The sequence below is a fragment of the Vreelandella vilamensis genome (genome assembly GCF_031451755.1).
GTDB classification, from domain to species: domain Bacteria; phylum Pseudomonadota; class Gammaproteobacteria; order Pseudomonadales; family Halomonadaceae; genus Vreelandella; species Vreelandella vilamensis.
Genome location: NZ_JARWAN010000018.1, coordinates 12,715 through 28,683 on the forward strand (window position 1 = coordinate 12,715; position 15,969 = coordinate 28,683).

At 56.0% G+C, this 15,969-nt stretch carries 14 protein-coding genes; 12 read left to right on the top strand and 2 right to left on the bottom strand.

Annotation, left to right across the window (positions count from 1 at the left end):
* Position 1 precedes the first annotated feature (1 nt).
* The gene (locus QC823_RS11315) at positions 2-1,060 is read left to right on the top strand and encodes a c-type cytochrome (RefSeq protein WP_309656453.1); all 1,059 of its coding nucleotides are present in this window, start codon (positions 2-4) and stop codon (positions 1,058-1,060) included.
* A gap of 113 nt (positions 1,061-1,173) precedes the next feature.
* Here QC823_RS11315 and dsbG read toward each other — a convergent pair whose 3' ends face one another.
* On the bottom strand, positions 1,174-1,959 hold the full coding sequence (dsbG, locus tag QC823_RS11320) for a thiol:disulfide interchange protein DsbG (RefSeq protein WP_309656454.1): 786 nt from the start codon (positions 1,957-1,959) through the stop codon (positions 1,174-1,176).
* Positions 1,960-2,138: 179 nt separating this feature from the next.
* Here dsbG and QC823_RS11325 point away from each other — a divergent pair, with 179 nt between their 5' ends.
* From QC823_RS11325 to QC823_RS11375, 11 genes are all read left to right on the top strand, one after another.
* A complete protein-coding gene (locus tag QC823_RS11325) occupies positions 2,139-3,404 on the top strand; it encodes a sensor domain-containing diguanylate cyclase (RefSeq protein ID WP_309656455.1) in 1,266 nt (421 codons plus the stop codon).
* A 182-nt stretch (positions 3,405-3,586) separates the two neighbouring features.
* Positions 3,587-4,042: a transcriptional regulator NrdR gene (gene nrdR, locus QC823_RS11330; RefSeq protein ID WP_309656456.1), complete on the top strand. Its 456-nt coding sequence runs from the start codon at positions 3,587-3,589 to the stop codon at positions 4,040-4,042.
* A 35-nt stretch (positions 4,043-4,077) separates the two neighbouring features.
* Positions 4,078-5,211: a bifunctional diaminohydroxyphosphoribosylaminopyrimidine deaminase/5-amino-6-(5-phosphoribosylamino)uracil reductase RibD gene (ribD, locus tag QC823_RS11335; protein WP_309656457.1), complete on the top strand. Its 1,134-nt coding sequence runs from the start codon at positions 4,078-4,080 to the stop codon at positions 5,209-5,211.
* 70 nt (positions 5,212-5,281) lie between these two features.
* Positions 5,282-6,469 carry a bifunctional 3,4-dihydroxy-2-butanone-4-phosphate synthase/GTP cyclohydrolase II gene (ribBA, locus tag QC823_RS11340; RefSeq protein WP_309656458.1) on the top strand — a complete coding sequence of 396 codons (1,188 nt, stop codon included), beginning with the start codon at positions 5,282-5,284 and terminating at the stop codon, positions 6,467-6,469.
* Positions 6,469-6,957 carry a 6,7-dimethyl-8-ribityllumazine synthase gene (ribH, locus tag QC823_RS11345; RefSeq protein WP_309656459.1) on the top strand — a complete coding sequence of 163 codons (489 nt, stop codon included), beginning with the start codon at positions 6,469-6,471 and terminating at the stop codon, positions 6,955-6,957. The genes ribBA and ribH overlap by 1 nt, the downstream gene beginning before the upstream one ends.
* The gene (gene nusB / locus QC823_RS11350; protein WP_309656460.1) at positions 6,954-7,451 is read left to right on the top strand and encodes a transcription antitermination factor NusB; all 498 of its coding nucleotides are present in this window, start codon (positions 6,954-6,956) and stop codon (positions 7,449-7,451) included. Before ribH ends, nusB begins: the two co-directional genes overlap by 4 nt.
* A 40-nt stretch (positions 7,452-7,491) precedes the next feature.
* Complete coding sequence (thiL, locus tag QC823_RS11355) at positions 7,492-8,517, top strand: thiamine-phosphate kinase (RefSeq protein ID WP_309656461.1); 1,026 nt, start codon at positions 7,492-7,494, stop codon at positions 8,515-8,517.
* Entirely contained in the window at positions 8,514-8,987 is a 474-nt protein-coding gene (locus tag QC823_RS11360; protein ID WP_309656462.1) for a phosphatidylglycerophosphatase A family protein, read from the top strand. The genes thiL and QC823_RS11360 overlap by 4 nt, the downstream gene beginning before the upstream one ends.
* 103 nt (positions 8,988-9,090) lie before the next feature.
* Positions 9,091-10,338 (top strand): DUF945 family protein, encoded by a 1,248-nt coding sequence (locus tag QC823_RS11365; protein ID WP_309656463.1) that lies wholly within the window; start codon positions 9,091-9,093, stop codon positions 10,336-10,338.
* 105 nt (positions 10,339-10,443) lie between these two features.
* A complete protein-coding gene (lon, locus tag QC823_RS11370) occupies positions 10,444-12,957 on the top strand; it encodes an endopeptidase La (protein WP_309656464.1) in 2,514 nt (837 codons plus the stop codon).
* A gap of 179 nt (positions 12,958-13,136) precedes the next feature.
* On the top strand, positions 13,137-15,236 hold the full coding sequence (locus tag QC823_RS11375) for a methyl-accepting chemotaxis protein (protein WP_309656465.1): 2,100 nt from the start codon (positions 13,137-13,139) through the stop codon (positions 15,234-15,236).
* A 20-nt stretch (positions 15,237-15,256) separates the two neighbouring features.
* Here the strand turns inward: QC823_RS11375 and nudE are convergent, their stop codons facing one another.
* Positions 15,257-15,886, bottom strand: a complete 630-nt coding sequence (nudE, locus tag QC823_RS11380) for an ADP compounds hydrolase NudE (protein ID WP_309656466.1) — start codon at positions 15,884-15,886, stop codon at positions 15,257-15,259.
* Between the last annotated feature and the right edge of the window lie 83 nt (positions 15,887-15,969).

Genomic DNA, 15,969 nt, shown 5'->3' on the forward strand with positions numbered 1-15,969 from the left:
CATGAGCATGGGTAAAAAAAGTTTTGCGCTGACCGTCGTCGGTGCTTCTATCGCCGTGGCAGGCGTCGTGACTGCCAACGCGCAAAGTGACAACGAACAGAGCGCTGAGACGCCCTATCAAAACCTGGCCGAGATGGGTTACCCGGCGCCGCAAGACAATGAGTTGGTACATGTGCCGCCGACCATGGCCGATCTTGATGAGGCGGATTTGCATCCTGAACTCAAGAAAGTCATTCGTCGTGGTTATGACCTGTTCACTGATACTCAGCAGTTACGGGGTGAGCATGTCTTTAACGACATGAACTGCTCAAGCTGTCACTTAGGGGAAGGCCGCCAGCCGTTTAGTGCACCGGTGTGGCCCGCGGCGGTCACCTTGCCGAACTTTCGCGGCAAAAACCAGCACGTCAATAACTTGGAAGAGCGTATCGCGGGCTGTTTCGCGTATTCAATGAACGGCACGCCGCCTGAGTATGGCAGCGACGATATGTTGGCGCTGTCGGCGTACCACCGTTGGCTTGCCACCGGTGCGCCGGTCTACCCGGATCAGCCGATTTACGGCCGGGGCTTCCCGCCGCCCGACCGCCCGGAAGCGCTTAGCTACGCACAAGGTGAGGCGGTTTATCAGGAGCAGTGCGCGATCTGTCACCAGGAAGACGGTTCGGGTCACTATGAGGATGGCGAGTATGTCTTTCCTCCGCTCTGGGGTGACGGTTCCAACAATTGGGGCGCCGGTATTGTGCGCACGCACACGGCGGCTGGCTTTATCAAAAACAACATGCCGCTGGGTCAGCCGCTGTCGCTATCCGACCAAGAAGCATGGGACGTGGCGTATTACATGACGCAGCAAGAACGCCCGCAGGATCCGCGCTATCGTATTGCGGAAACGGTTGATGACATGTTGGAGCAGTTTGGCCCGACCTTCCACAAACACTCAAGCTACGGCCAGGTGCGTGAACACGATGATCACCGCTTAGCCGATCACGCTAACTGGGGTGAGAAAGGCGAAGAGGTCATTCCTTGGAACGTTGGCGTGCCGCGTTTTGAAGATCTAGAAGACTAAAGCGTCTTGAGGGTCACACTAAAACCCCGCCCGGTCATGTTGCCAGGCGGGGTTTTGCGTTTTATCCCCTATGAAGGATAGGCAGGCTTTTATCCTTTGTAGGGGATAATCCGTCACTCAGCAGGCGTTTTACTTCCCATCATCTCAATCAGGCGCTCTTCGTTGGGCATGCCTTCGATGCGCTCGATGCGCACGCTGCCGTTGTCGGTTTCACGCTGAAAGGCGCTGGTGGGAGTGGCGTAGAGCCCGAGTTCTTCAAAAAGCTGGTTGTTGGCATACACTTGCTCTTCGATATGACGGGGTTGGGCGCTGGCCTCAATGCCGTCGCCGCGTTTGTGGGCGCGTAAAGCCGCCGCTGGGTCGTCAGCGCCTAACATGGCGGCGGCTTTCCCGGGGCTGTCGGCGGCGAGGATGCCCACCATAATATGGCGCATCTGCACCTTGCCGGCTTCTACCCATGGGCGTGCGGCTTCCCACAGTTGTTGGCAGTACGGGCAGTTAGCGTCAGTGAAGGTGTAAACCACCCGAGGCGCGTCGCGGTCGCCATCTTGAATCCAATGGCTTTCTTCGAGCAATGCCCAGGTTTGCGCTTCTAGTGGGGCGCGAACGTGCTCATCAAGCTGTGGTTCGGTGAGGTCATTGCCATCGCTGTCCATGAGCGTGCCGACAATGGCGTGTTCGCCATCAGGGGTTAAGTAGATCGCCATTTCCCGGCCTTGTACGCTGGCCCCAAAGCCTCGTAACCCGCCGGGGGCGCTAAATTGGCCGTGGATGTCAATGCCTTGGTTTTTCAGGGCGGTGACGGGGGCGGGAAGTTTTTCTTGCGCTAAAATGTGCGTGCTTACGCTGGCTAGAAAAGCGGCCGTAAGAGCGGCGCTAAGGGTCAGAAATCGTGGCATTAAGTTACTCGTCTTTCAGGAGGTGTTAAGGATGTGTTGATCGGATTATCTCAGGCATGAATTAGGGGGCAATTAGTGGATATGCCATTGCTTTTAGCGTCTCTTATTTAAGTGTCTTTGTTTTGCTAATATCTCCGCCATATAGCTTCATTCGTCTCGAAACCATAGGAACTGCCAACGTGGCGCAAGAAAATGCTGAGAAAAATCGACTGATTGCGTTGGCCTCGGAGCAGGCATACAACGCCGTACTGATTACGGATGCTGACTTTGATGGAGGTGGACCCTTTATTGTTCACTGCAACCCGGCATTTTGCCAGATGACGGGCTATACCCGTGAAGCGCTTATAGGTCGTCCACCCAAAATACTCCAAGGCCCCGACACTGACATGGAAGTTATTGCGTCGCTGAAACAAGCGCTAACGCAACGCACCTTTTGGGAAGGCAGTACCATCAATTATCGTAATGACGGGCAAGCCTATGTCGTGAACTGGAACGTTTCTCCCGTGTTTAATGAAAATAATGAACTCACGAATTTCGTTTCTGTTCAGCAAGATATCACGTCTCATGTCAAGGCAGAAAAGGAGCGTGAAACCCTCATAAAAGCGCTTAATCAAGCGAACGATCCGGTTGTTATCACTGACGAAAAAGAGCACATCGTGTTTGTGAATGCTGCGTTTGAAAAGCTAACGGGGTATCACAAGGAGGAAGTGCTGGGGCAGACACCGGCTATTCTTAACTCCGGTGAACAAGACGCGGCGTTCTATCGCAATCTTTGGCAAAGCCTGGAAAAAAATCAGCCATTCCAGGCGCGCTTTATTAATCGCCGTAAGGATGGCAGCCGTTACTACGTCGAGCAGAGTATCGCTCCGGTGCAAGATGAGCACGGTCGCTGCACGCACTACATAAGCACATCTTGGCAGGTCGATGACATCGTCGAGCGTGAAAAAGTTCTCTATGCCATGGCCTCCGAGGATAAGTTGACGGGACTTTTAAACCGTCGCGCAGGTGATGAAGCATTAGCAACGGCTTATCGCCGCTGGCGTGACGAACATTGCCCGCTCAGCATTATCATTTGCGATATTGATCATTTTAAGCACGTTAACGATACCTATGGGCACCTGGCGGGTGACCGGGTTATACAGCACATTGCCAAAGCGCTAAAAGAGCAGGTGCGCCCGGGGGATCCCGTGATTCGCTGGGGTGGTGAGGAGTTTATGGTGGTGATTCATGCGCCCCAAGTGACGGCGGTGAACCTTGCTGAGCGCCTGCGCAACGCGGTTTCAGTGTTAGAAGACGACGAAGTAGGTCGAGTAACGCTATCACTTGGGGTTGCCGAAGTGATGCCAGGAGAGTCGGTTGAGCAACTTCTTGGTCGCGCTGATGGTGCGCTCTATCGTGCTAAGAGTAATGGCCGCAATATGACAATGCATGCTTCGGGTCAGTAAATGGTGGAAAAAAAACCGCATGCACCACATTTGTGGCGTTTAACCCTTGGCGTTATCGCGCAAATGTTTGCGTAATGCTTTTGGCCGCGTTTCTATGAATATTGCCGCTGAAGTCGCTACAATGCGTTAGCGATAAAACTGTAGCGTATGCTTTTTAACACGCCTGACAACAGGTCGACCCAATGCATTGCCCCTTTTGTGGTGCTAACGATACCCGAGTGACAGACTCTCGCTTAGTGGCAGACGGCGATCAAGTGCGCCGTCGCCGCCAGTGCGCGGCCTGCCATGAGCGTTTTACCACCTATGAAACGGCCGAGCTGATCATGCCGCGGGTGGTAAAATCCGACGGTTCGCGTGAGTCGTTTGACGAACAGAAATTGCGCGCAGGCATTTTGCGCGCCCTGGAAAAACGCCCGGTCAGCGCCGAAGCCATCGAAACCGCGGTTGAGCGTATCCGCCAAACGTTGCGCGCCCGTGGTGACCGGGAAATCAACGCGCGGGAAATCGGCGAGTCGGTGATGCAGGCGCTCAAACAGTTGGATCAAGTGGCGTATATCCGCTTTGCCTCGGTATATCGCAAGTTTCAGGATTTGGACGAATTTCGTGCTGAAATTGACCGCCTTTCGCAAGAACCCTGACCGTAAGAACCTTAACCCCAAGAGCGCTTTCGCCGATGCCATTTACTTACGATGACCATCACTATATGGCGCGTGCGCTGCATTTAGCCGAGCGCGGTCTTTATACCACCGACCCGAACCCTCGGGTGGGCTGTGTGATCGTGCGTCATGGTGAAGTGGTTGGCGAAGGCTATCATGCGCGCGCGGGTGAGCCCCATGCGGAAATACACGCCCTTGTAGCGGCGGGCATAAACGCCGAGGGGGCTACCGCGTATGTAACGTTAGAGCCTTGTTCCCACACCGGGCGGACTGGCCCTTGTGCATTGGCGCTGGTAGAGGCGAAGGTTGCCCGCGTGGTGGTGGCGATGGTGGATCCGAATCCGCAGGTCAGCGGGCGCGGCGTTCGCTTGCTGGAAGAGGCTGGCATTCAAGTTCAGGTCGGGTTACTAGAGGACGATGCGCGTAAGCTTAACCCAGGCTTTATCGCGCGTATGGCGTACCAACGTCCCTTTGTGCGGCTGAAAATGGCGATGAGCCTGGATGGCCGCACGGCGATGGGCTCCGGCGAATCTCAGTGGATCACCGGCCCCGAGGCCCGCTGTCACGTGCAGCGTTTACGTGCCCGCTCAAGTGCGGTGTTAAGCGGCGTGGAGTCTGTCATTATGGACGATTCACGTTTAACACTGCGCGCCGAGCAGCTTCAGTTGCCTAACGCTGACAAGATTGTAAAGCGCCAACCGTTGCGGGTGATTTTGGATACGCGCTTGCGCTTACCGCTCGCCGCCGCCTGTTTGTCTGCCCCTGGGCGAACGTTAATCATCACCACGCCCGCTCACGCGCCAGTAAAGCGCGCCAAGCTCGAACAAGCAGGTGCCGACGTGCAGGAGCTGCCAGCGGCGGAAGGGGGGCGTATCGATCTGCCTCAATTGCTTCATTGGTTGGCGGAAAACGAGCAAATTAATGAGTTGCTGGTGGAAACCGGTGCCACGCTCGCCGGGGCCATGCTGGCCGCTGACGTGGTGGACGAGATGCAGCTTTTTGTCGCACCCACGCTTTTAGGTGGAGAAGCGCGGCCGTTATTTGCCCTACCGGGTTTAAGTAAAATGGCCGACCAGCGTCGGCTGACCATTCACGATATTCGCGCGGTGGGGCAGGACTGGCGAATTGTCGCCTCCCCGGTTCGTGACTAGCGCCGTCAGCCATAGCAAGGTACCCTGACGCGCGAAATCGCACGTAATGCGACACAGACTTGGAGATTCCATGGCGCACTCCTCCCTTGGGGGTCTGGCCCCCATCGCTGACTTGGTAGACGACATTCGCCAAGGCAAAATGGTGATCCTCATGGACGATGAGGATCGAGAAAACGAAGGTGATATCATCATGGCCGCGGAGAAAGTCCAGGCCGAACATATCAACTTCATGGCACGTCATGCCCGCGGGCTTATTTGCTTGCCAATGACGCGTCACCGCTGTGAGCAGCTTAACCTGCCGCTAATGGTGAGCGATAACGGCTCGGGGTTTGGAACCAAATTCACGCTGTCTATTGAAGCGACAACCGGTGTCACCACCGGCATTTCCGCCGCTGACCGCGCCCGCACCGTGCAAGCGGCTGTTGCCGCGAATGCCACGGCTGACGATATTGTTCAGCCAGGGCATATTTTCCCGCTGATGGCAGAGCCGGGTGGCGTGTTGCGCCGGGCGGGGCACACCGAAGCCGCGTGTGATTTGGCGGCGCTTGCCGGCTGTGACCCAAGCGGTGTGATCTGCGAGATTATGAACGACGATGGCAGCATGGCGCGCCGCCCTGAGCTTGAGGCCTTTGCCAAAGAGCACGGCATTAAGATGGGTACCATTGCTGATCTGATCCACTACCGCATCATTAACGAGCAGACCGTGGATCACGTCGAGGCGCTGCCGCAAAGTACCGCCCATGGCGATATGATGCTGCACGTTTTTCGTGATCGTATTCAAGGGGCGCACCATTTGGCGCTTGTGAACGGCCAGCCTACCGCTGACCAGCCGACGACCGTCCGTGTGCACTTAGCGGATACGTTGCACGATGTGATGGGGCTGTTAAGAGACGGTAAGCATCGTTGGGATGCGCAGCGTGCGCTGGCGGAAATTGCCAGTGCCGAGTCCGGCGTATTTGTCTTGATTGACGATGCGCGCCCGCATCAGGATCTAAAAGATCAGCTAGATATTTTCTTAGACCGCGTGCGTCAACCGCGAACAAGCGACTCTGATGGCGCCGGTAACTATTTGACCATTGGTACGGGCTCGCAGATTTTGCGCCACTTGGGTGTGGGTAAAATGCGGCTATTGAGTTCGCCGTGGAAGTTCTCCGCGCTTTCAGGGTTTGATTTGGAAGTCGTGGAGCGACTAAGCCCAGCGGATGCCACCGGTCAGCCGACTTCTCAGCAGCACTCAATTTCAGCAGGAACAGATTGATGGAACCCCTCTCTCAAGTAGAAGGTAACTTTTTCGACGTTAACGGTCGCTATGTCCTCGTGGTCGGGCGCTTTAACCACCACGTGGTTGATAGCCTGGTAGAAGGTGCCGTGGATAGCCTGGTGCGCCACGGCGTTGACTCCGAGCTGATTCAAATCGTGCATGTTCCTGGTGCGTGGGAGCTGCCCTTGGCAGTGAAAAAAGTGCTGAAAGTGAGCCGTCCCGATGCGGTCATCGCGCTAGGGGCCGTGATTCGCGGTGGCACCCCGCACTTTGAATACGTCGCCGGTGGGTGTAATTCGGCGATGAATAACCTCCAGCTTGAGTTTGATACACCGGTCGCCAATGGCGTGCTAACGGTCGAGTCGATTGAGCAAGCCATTGAGCGCGCGGGCACCAAAGCAGGCAATAAAGGAACCGAAGCGGCGATGGCGGCAATGGAAATGGTGTCATTGCTGCGCGCCCTTTCTCCGGAGGCGGAGCAATGAGTCAGCAGCGTAAGCCTTCTGCGGCGCAAGAAAGCCGTCACGCCGCGCGTGAGCTTGCCGTTCAAGGGCTTTATCAGTGGCAAATGACGCATAAATCCATGACCGCCATTGAAGCAGAATTTCGTAGCCAGAAGCCCGACGATGACCTGGAAGACTACGAAAATTGGGCCAAGGTGATGGAGATCGCCGATAAGGCGCTGTTCCACGAGCTTTTGCACAACGTGGCGCGTTTCAAGGATGAGCTTGACCGTGATATTGCGCCGCTGCTTGATCGCCGCTTGGAAGACTTGGACGCCGTGGAGTTGGCGATTCTGCGCTTGGGCGCCTACGAGCTTTCGCGCCGCTTAGAGGTGCCTTACCGTGTGGTAATCAATGAAGGCGTGGAGCTGGCCAAGTCGTTTGGCGCCACCGATGGGCATAAATACGTGAACGGCATTCTGGATAAGCTAGCGAACCGCTTGCGCAGTGCCGAGGTCGTCGCGCGCCGCCATTGAGGGCGTCCGTGACGGCTACCTATCGCGTTAAGGGGCCTGTGTGCTTGGCGAATTCGAACTAATTCAGCGTTACTTTACGTCCTCAACCCAAGGCCATGGTGTGGCCTTGGGAGTGGGTGACGATGCCACACTATTGACACCCACCGCTGGGCAGCAGCTGGTGGTAAGTGTTGATACGTCCGTTGTGAACGTTCACTTTCCCTCAGACGCACCCGCCAAGGCGATAGGTCATCGCGCCTTGGCAGTGGCGCTGTCTGATCTGGCGGCGATGGGAGCAACGTCGCGTTGGTGCTTAATGGCGCTCACGCTTGATCAACAGAGCTTAGGTGGTCACAAGCTAGATGATGACCAAGCGGTTAGCGTTTGGTTGCAGGCGTATGCCCAAGGGTTTCTCACTCTGTGCGAACAGCACGAGACGACGCTGGTCGGTGGCGATGTCACGTTAGGGAACCTGTCGATAGGCGTCACCGTGATGGGCGAAGTGCCTAGCGGTGGCGCGCTCACACGCCGTGGCGCGCAAGCAGGCGATATCATCGCGGTGACCGGCGCGCTTGGCGGCGGAGGTGGTGGCTTAGCGCTATGGCAGCAAGGTGAACGCGACCTTGCGCATCCGTTAATTGCGCGCTACTTGCTGCCGATGCCACGCCTTGCCGCCGGGCGCGCGCTACGGGGTCTTGCGTCGAGTGCGCTGGACATTTCTGATGGCTTGATTGCGGATCTGGGTCACCTTCGTCAGGCCTCTGGTGTGGGCGCCACGCTTGAGGTAGACGCTATCCCTCTTGCCGAGGGGCTGGTCGATTCCTTAGGCCCACAGCGAGCACTAAAGGCGGCGCTGTCAGGTGGCGATGATTATGAACTGCTGGTCACGATCCCTCAGGCACATTGGGCGCAAGCGGCGGCCGCTCTTAAGCCACTGGGTATTGCGCTTACCGCGATCGGGCGGTGCGAGGAAGAGCCTGGGGTAAGGGGAGTGCCCCCTGAGGGCGAAACCGGATGGCAGCACTTTGTCGAGCAAACGCCATCAGGCAGTGATCCGTCGGGGAACCGTAGGGGAGAATCGCCATGAATAAATCGCCGTCTAGCGTTTGGCGACGCCCTACGCACTTTTTTGCCTTTGGGTTAGGCAGCGGGGCCGTGCCCTTTGCGCCGGGAACCTTTGGTACGTTGGCTGCGATCCCGTTTTTCTGGTTAATGGCGGATTTGCCGCTCAACTGGTACCTGGGTATCGTGTTTGCCGCCTTTGTGGTGGGCGTTTGGCTGTGCGATAAAACCTCTCACGATCTGGGCGTGCACGACCACTCCGGGATCGTTTGGGATGAGTTTGTTGGTTATTGGATTACCATGGCAGCGGTGCCGTTCTCGTGGGAAGCCGCGCTATGGGGCTTTGTGGTATTCCGTGTATTTGATGTGTTCAAGCCTTGGCCGATTCGCTGGGCCGACCGCCGTGTCGCGGGCGGTTTTGGCATCATGATTGATGATGTCATGGCAGGGTTATACGCTTGGAGTACCATGCATCTATGGTTCTGGCTGCATTGATAGTCCTGTTGTTCTGGTAGTCCGTTGTCTTGATGGTTCTGCTGTATTGATCGCTTTTCCGCTCAGGCCGTGTTTTTAGGGGTGTGCGTCAGGGAGTAACACCATGCGCAAGGAACGACTTATTGTCCCGGTCATTGCGGTTGTGGCCGTGGTGTGGATGGTGGCTCAGTTACTATCAAGCGTTTTGTTTGAGCGCAGTATGCGCCAGGCGCTTGAGGACCTAAAAGCCCGCGGTGAGTGGCGTGTACAGCGCACCGAAAGCGATCCTGGATGGCTTTCTTCTCACGGCAAGATCATTCTTTCTCCCTTGTTAGGCCGCCCGTGGCGGTTGGAAGTTTCCTACCGCGCTCGTCATGGTGTTTTGAATACCGATATTGAAGGGACGCTCATGCCGCGGTTGGATACGGCACTGCAGCGAGCGGTCGGCGATGTGTCGGTACCTTCCGCGCCCCGATGGCAGGGGCGCTATCACACCTTAAGTGGGCACACGGAATTGCGCCTGGCACTGGCGCCGCTGGTGATCGAACAAGATGGTCGTTACCTGGAAGTGCGTGGGGCGCGTGTGCGGTTGGAGGGCGTGTTTGGTGATTGGCGTCTGCGTGGTTTGCTCAATGAGTTGGTGTTGAAAGATCGTGACGCCCGTTTGGTGCTCGGGCCTAGCGTGCTAGAGAGTCGCTATACCTACACGCAGGGCGCTTATCATTTTAACCAGCATGATCATTTGCGGGTCGAATCGGTGTCGCTAACGCATCCTGAGCTTAATCTGACGGTAACGCCGCTTGAGCTTCGTAGCGATATGGTGCTCGACGAACAGGAGTTGCGCATTGCTAGCGAGCTCGTTGTTGGCGATGCCATCTTGACCGATCAGGCCCCGCAAGCGCCGATACTGCGTGGCCGGATAGCGGCTGAGCTTTCGCGTATTGATGCAGACGCCGTGCGTGATGTGATTGTCCAGCTGCGCCAGGAAGCGGCGCGGGGAAGCGTTGAGATGCCGGTGGAAGAGGGGCTGTTAGCGCGTCTTGAGCCGAATCTTCTGCAAACGCTGAAAGAGTCACCACGCTTGGATATTCACGCCATCGATATGAAAAGCCCGCTTCTGGGGATCGATATTGACGCCAATGGCGCGCTATTTTTTGATCCTCGACGCTTAGAGGAACTTAGCTTAATTGACGCGCTGCGTGAGCCGACGTCATCCCGTTGGCGTTCGCGCCTCGAAGGCGATATCACCTGGCATAATGCACCGCCTGTCGCCGCGCTGTGGTTAGGGCTCCCGCTAAGTACGCACTCACTTACGTTTGATCTTATTCAAGGAAAGTGGCGGGTTAACGGTCGCCCGCTTCCCGATTTCTAGGCGTTTCGCACATGCCCTTGGGCCTTGAAGTTTGCCGCCACTGCCCGCATTCCTTAGGCAATGCTTGGTGACGCCTACGTCGCCACTGATTCCAAGGGAGGGCGCATGAGCGACCAAGATTTTGACAACGAATTTGATAACGACGTTGATAGTGATAACGACGTGGATAGTGAAAACGAAGCCCCGACATGGGTAGCGGAAGACGAGGCCTCCGCGTACGAGCAAGAGCATAGCGACGACGCCTTTGACGAACAGGAGTACCGCTCCGATGGGGAAAAGGTGCACTCTATCGTGTCGGCACGCGATATGCTGCCAGAGCGTATTTACCTGTTACCGATTCATAATCGCCCTTTCTTTCCCGCCCAAGTGCAGCCGCTGGTGATCAACCGTGAACGTTGGGAAGAGACCATGCGCCGGTTGGGTAATACGCCGCATCACACGATTGGCGTGGCGTTTGTCGGTGAAGCCGGGGTTGATGCGCTTAGTGGCGACAGCTTTCCTGAGATCGGCACCGCCGTGAAGGTGCATAAGCTCAAAAGCGAAGATCAGCAGATTCAGTTTATTGCCCAGGGGTTGCAGCGCTTTAAAATTAAGCGCTGGCTGTCGAAAGAGCCACCTTATTTAGTCGAAGTCACTTACCCCAAAGAGCCGGTTGACGCGGAAAATGAAGAGACCCGTGCTTATGCCATGGCGATTATCAACGGCATCAAGGAGCTGTTGCCGATAAACCCGCTGTATGGCGAAGAACTCAAGCACTACTTGAATCGCTTCAGCCCCAATCAGCCGGGGCCGTTGGCCGATTTCGCGGCGGCGATCACCTCGGCCAAAGGCCCAGCACTTCAAGATGTGCTCGCGACTCTCCCGGTGGCCGAGCGCATGCAGAAGGTGTTGCCGCTGTTGCGCAAAGAGATCGACGTGGCGCAGCTGCAAAGCGAAATTAGCGAGCAAGTTAACGCGCAGATGCAGGAGCGTCAGCGCGAATTCTTTTTACGCGAGCAGCTGAAAGTCATTCAGCGCGAGCTGGGTATTTCCAAGGATGACCGCGAAAACGATGTTGATACCTTCCGCGCGCGCTTAGAAAACTTAACCGTGCCCGAGCGCGTGCAGACGCGCATCGATGAAGAGCTAAATAAGCTCGGCGTACTGGAAACGGGTTCGCCAGAATACGGCACCACTCGCAACTACCTGGACTGGCTCACCTGCTTGCCGTGGGGTATCACCAGCGACGATAAGCTGGATTTGGCCCACGCACGTAAAGTGCTTGATCGTGACCACGATGGCTTAAAAGACGTGAAAGAGCGCATCATTGAGTTTCTGGCCGAGGGCACGTTCAAAGGCGACGTGGGTGGCTCGATTGTGTTGCTGGTTGGCCCGCCGGGGGTCGGTAAAACCTCGGTTGGCCGCTCGATTGCCGAAGCGCTGGGGCGCAAGTTCTACCGCTTTTCGGTGGGCGGCATGCGTGACGAGGCTGAAATCAAAGGCCATCGCCGCACCTATATCGGTGCCATGCCTGGCAAGCTGGTGCAGGCATTTAAGGAAGTGGAAGTCCAAAATCCGGTGATCATGCTCGATGAGATTGATAAGTTAGGGCAGTCGTTTCAGGGTGATCCTGCCTCGGCGCTGCTTGAGGTGCTTGACCCTGAGCAGAACGTTGATTTCCTGGATCACTACCTAGACGTGCGCATGGACCTTTCGAAGGTGTTGTTCGTTTGTACGGCGAACACGCTGGATTCGATTCCAGGGCCGCTTCTTGACCGCATGGAACAGATTCGCCTCGCCGGCTATATTGCCGAGGAAAAAGTCGCGATTGCCAAGCATCACCTATGGCCGAAATTGTTGAAGCGCGACAACTTGAGTAAAAAGCGTATCAACCTGACAGATGCCGCGCTGAAGCAGGTCATCGAAGGCTATGCCCGTGAAGCGGGTGTACGTCAGTTAGAAAAACAGCTGCACCGTATTGTGCGTAAAGCTACCGTGAAAATGCTGGAAAATGATCAAGAAACGGTCAAGGTGTCGGTCAATAACTTAGAAGAGTTTTTGGGTAAACCGATCTTCCGCAAAGAGAAAGTGCTTAAGGGCGAAGGTGTGGTAACGGGGCTTGCCTGGACCACCATGGGGGGCGCCACGTTACCGATTGAAGCATCTAAGGTACACGCGCTGGATCGTGGCTTTAAACTGACTGGCAAGCTTGGCGACGTGATGCAAGAGTCGGCCAATATTGCCTACAGTTACACCTTGGGCCATCTGAAAGAATACGGCGCCGATGCGGATTTCTTTGATTCGGCATTTGTGCACCTACACGTGCCCGAAGGGGCGACCCCCAAAGACGGCCCATCGGCTGGGGTCTCAATGACCACGGCGCTGCTCTCGTTGGCGAAGCACAAAGCGATCAACCGGCCCTTGGCCATGACCGGTGAGTTAACGCTGACCGGCCAGGTGCTGCCGGTTGGTGGTATCCGCGAAAAAGTGATTGCCGCCCGGCGCAGCGATATCTTCGAGGTCATTCTGCCTGAAGCTAACCGTCGCGATTATGAAGAATTGCCGGATTACCTGACAGAAGGGGTCACGGTTCACTTTGCCGATCGCTACCAGGACGTGGCTAAGGTGGTGTTCGGCTGAAGGATGTCGAGACGCTTCTTAAATTGCTTCCGTCACTTTTCCTCTAATCTCGTTACTAATCAACGCCGCGCGGTCAGCGCGGCGTTGATTTTCTTATACCTAAGTCGTTGTGTGTCAACGCTATCCTCTATATGTTTAAGACTTTCTACTGATGTCGAAGGCGAGCAGGAGAGGTAGCGATGCGCGAAAACCAGCCGGTAACCGATAAAGAGTATGCGTTGGAAGATGACGACGTATTGATTTCCCGGTCTGATATAGACGGAAACATCACCTACGCTAACTCCGATTTTATCGAAGTGAGTGGTTATACGCTCGATGAACTCATTGGTTCCCCGCATAACCTGTTACGTCATCCCGATATACCACCGGAAGTGTTTAACGATTTTTGGCAAACGCTAAAAGCGGGGCATACCTGGCAAGGTACGCTGAAAAATCGGCGTAAAAATGGTGATCATTACTGGGTGCAAGCCACCGTGTCTGCTTTACGCGACGGTGACCGCGTGGTGGGCTATACCTCAGTGCGTCGCCGGGCGACACCAAAGGCGATTCAGCGTGCGGAACGTGTTTATGCCACGATTCGTCGTAAAGGTAGCTCGCGCGGGTACAAGATTCAGCGTGGTGCCATCAAACGCACAGGGCTTGCGGGATGGGTCGGGCGCTTTAGCTTCAGCAGCATGCAGGCAAAGCTGATGGGGATGGTGCTGGTTGCCGTCATTCTGCTTACCGTTGCCGGTGGCTTGGGTGTATACGGGCTGATGGTATCGGGAGAGCGTTTAGCGCGGTTGAATCAAGCCGGGTTGGAAGACGTGGCGACCCTGCAAGCCATTGAACGACTGCTCAACCAGGAAGTTAACGCTTTGGCGCCGGCGGTGCGCAATCCCCGGGGGGTGGACCTTCCAGCGCTCATCTCGACCTGGGAAGAAAGCAAAGCGCGGATGAATGACCGTTGGGAGCAGTACAGCAATGCGGATCAGACCGAACGCCAAGACGTTGCTGATTTTTATGCCCAGCTAACTACCATTCAGGAGGCGATTAGCGCCACCTATGCCGCATTGGATGACGGTCAAGGGTTTCAGGCGTTTGAATCTTTCAACGATGGCGTCGAACCCACGTTAGCCGCGCTACAAGCCTCGGCTGATGCTCTTGTTGCGAGCGAACGCGAGCTGGCATCTGAATTAATGGGCGCCGCCCAAGCCGGGCAAACGCAAATGGTGACGGCTCAAGCGGGGGTGCTGATTATCGGCATCGCGACCATGGTGCTGTTAAGCGTGTTGATTTTGAAGTCGCTGGTAAGCTCGCTTAATGACGCCCGGCGCGTCACTTTTCAAATCGCGGCAGGTAATTTGGCAACGCGGGTTAATCAGCAACGCCAGGATGAGCTTGGTGACCTGCTGAACTCGATCCGTATGATGCGGGCCTCGCTCTCGAACATCGTGGGGGAAGTCGATGAGCGTATTCAGGCGGTAACCCCGGCGGCGCAGCGCATTGCCAATGAGAACGAAGACCTAGCGTCTCGTACCGAGCAACAGGCATCGTCCCTGCAACAAACCGCCTCTAGTATGGATCAAATGACCGCCACGGTGCAGCAAAATACCGACAATGCGCGACAGGCGAATCAGCTCGCCATGAAAAATGCCGAAGCCACTCGTGAGACGGGCGAGCAGATGCAGAAGCTAGTCGAGCGGATGGAGCGGATCTCGGATCGCTCTTCAAAAATGACCGATATTATCAGTGTGATCGATGGCATCGCGTTTCAAACCAATATTTTGGCCCTGAATGCCTCGGTTGAGGCGGCGCGTGCCGGTGAAGCCGGGCGTGGTTTCGCGGTAGTGGCCAGTGAAGTGCGCCAGCTAGCAGGGCGTAGTGCGACGGCGGCACAGGAAATACGTGAGCTGATTGATGCCTCCGACAGCGAGATTCAAGGAGGCCGCCGCGACGCCAAGGCCGCGGAAACGTCCATTGAAGATGTGGTAGCGCAGGTAATGAAAGTCAGCGATCTGATGGAGGAAATCTCGCATGCTTCAGAAGAGCAGAGCAGCGGCATCGCCCAGATCAACTCCGCAGTGTCGGAAATGGACCAAGTGACGCAGCAAAACGCCAGCCGCGTGCAATCCATTGCCGAGTCGGCTAATCAGCTAACGCATGAAGCCCACGAGTTGGCGAACGTTATTGCCGCCTTCCGTCTGGAAGGCGGTCATGAAGAAAATATTGAAGCGGCATTAGCGCGGTTGGAGCCCTCATCGCATCGCCAGGCAGCGCTATCGCAGTTGACGGTTTAACAAGACTTGAGCGCTTTTGGTTAAATAAACCCGCTCTCTTCCTGGCGCGCGGCACGAAGTTTGTCGCGGGCGATGTAGAGAGCGGCAATGGCGCGGGCTTCATGGAAGTCCTCACGCATGAGTAGCATCGGCAGCTCTTCGAGGGCATGCGTCTCAACGATCAAAGGCTCAGGCTCATCACCGGGTAGACGCTTGGGGTAAAGGTCAGTGGCGATTAACACTTGCATGCGGTGGCGCATGTAGTTGGGCGCAAGTGAAAGCTCAACGAGCGGCTCAACTCGGTGTGCACCAAAACCGCACTCTTCCATCAGTTCGCGGTTAGCGGCGGTGACGAAATCTTCCCCAGGGTCTACTAGCCCTTTAGGTAGCGTAAGTACGTAATCCTCAAACCCCGCGGCATACTCGCGAATTAAGAGCACGTGTTCCGGGTCTGGCATGGCGACAATCATTACCGCACCACGGTCGGCACCGGTTAGCCGCTCGAAAGTGCGCTCCTCGCCGTTGGAAAAGCGAAGCCCAAGCGATTCAACGTGAAACAAGCGGCTTTTTGCCACGCTTTCCCGCGTTAAAATCTGGGGTTTTTGCAGGTACGTTGGCGTGTTGCCCTCGGACTTTGACGCGTGAGCGGGTTGCGTATCAGATGATGACATCGGTGCCTCCGTGGTTAAGCCGTCTCAGGGGGTAAGCGTGCTGGGTAAAAGCGATTGCGCTACAATACCATGCTTTCCCTGAC

Coding starts and splice junctions, on each gene's coding strand:
- QC823_RS11315 (WP_309656453.1), top strand. CDS start 2: ATGAGCATGGGTAAAAAAAGTTTTGCGCTGACCGTCGTCGGTGCTTCT.
- dsbG (WP_309656454.1), bottom strand. CDS start 1,959: ATGCCACGATTTCTGACCCTTAGCGCCGCTCTTACGGCCGCTTTTCTA.
- nrdR (WP_309656456.1), top strand. CDS start 3,587: ATGCATTGCCCCTTTTGTGGTGCTAACGATACCCGAGTGACAGACTCT.
- ribD (WP_309656457.1), top strand. CDS start 4,078: ATGCCATTTACTTACGATGACCATCACTATATGGCGCGTGCGCTGCAT.
- ribBA (WP_309656458.1), top strand. CDS start 5,282: ATGGCGCACTCCTCCCTTGGGGGTCTGGCCCCCATCGCTGACTTGGTA.
- ribH (WP_309656459.1), top strand. CDS start 6,469: ATGGAACCCCTCTCTCAAGTAGAAGGTAACTTTTTCGACGTTAACGGT.
- nusB (WP_309656460.1), top strand. CDS start 6,954: ATGAGTCAGCAGCGTAAGCCTTCTGCGGCGCAAGAAAGCCGTCACGCC.
- QC823_RS11360 (WP_309656462.1), top strand. CDS start 8,514: ATGAATAAATCGCCGTCTAGCGTTTGGCGACGCCCTACGCACTTTTTT.
- QC823_RS11365 (WP_309656463.1), top strand. CDS start 9,091: ATGCGCAAGGAACGACTTATTGTCCCGGTCATTGCGGTTGTGGCCGTG.
- lon (WP_309656464.1), top strand. CDS start 10,444: ATGAGCGACCAAGATTTTGACAACGAATTTGATAACGACGTTGATAGT.
- QC823_RS11375 (WP_309656465.1), top strand. CDS start 13,137: ATGCGCGAAAACCAGCCGGTAACCGATAAAGAGTATGCGTTGGAAGAT.
- nudE (WP_309656466.1), bottom strand. CDS start 15,886: ATGTCATCATCTGATACGCAACCCGCTCACGCGTCAAAGTCCGAGGGC.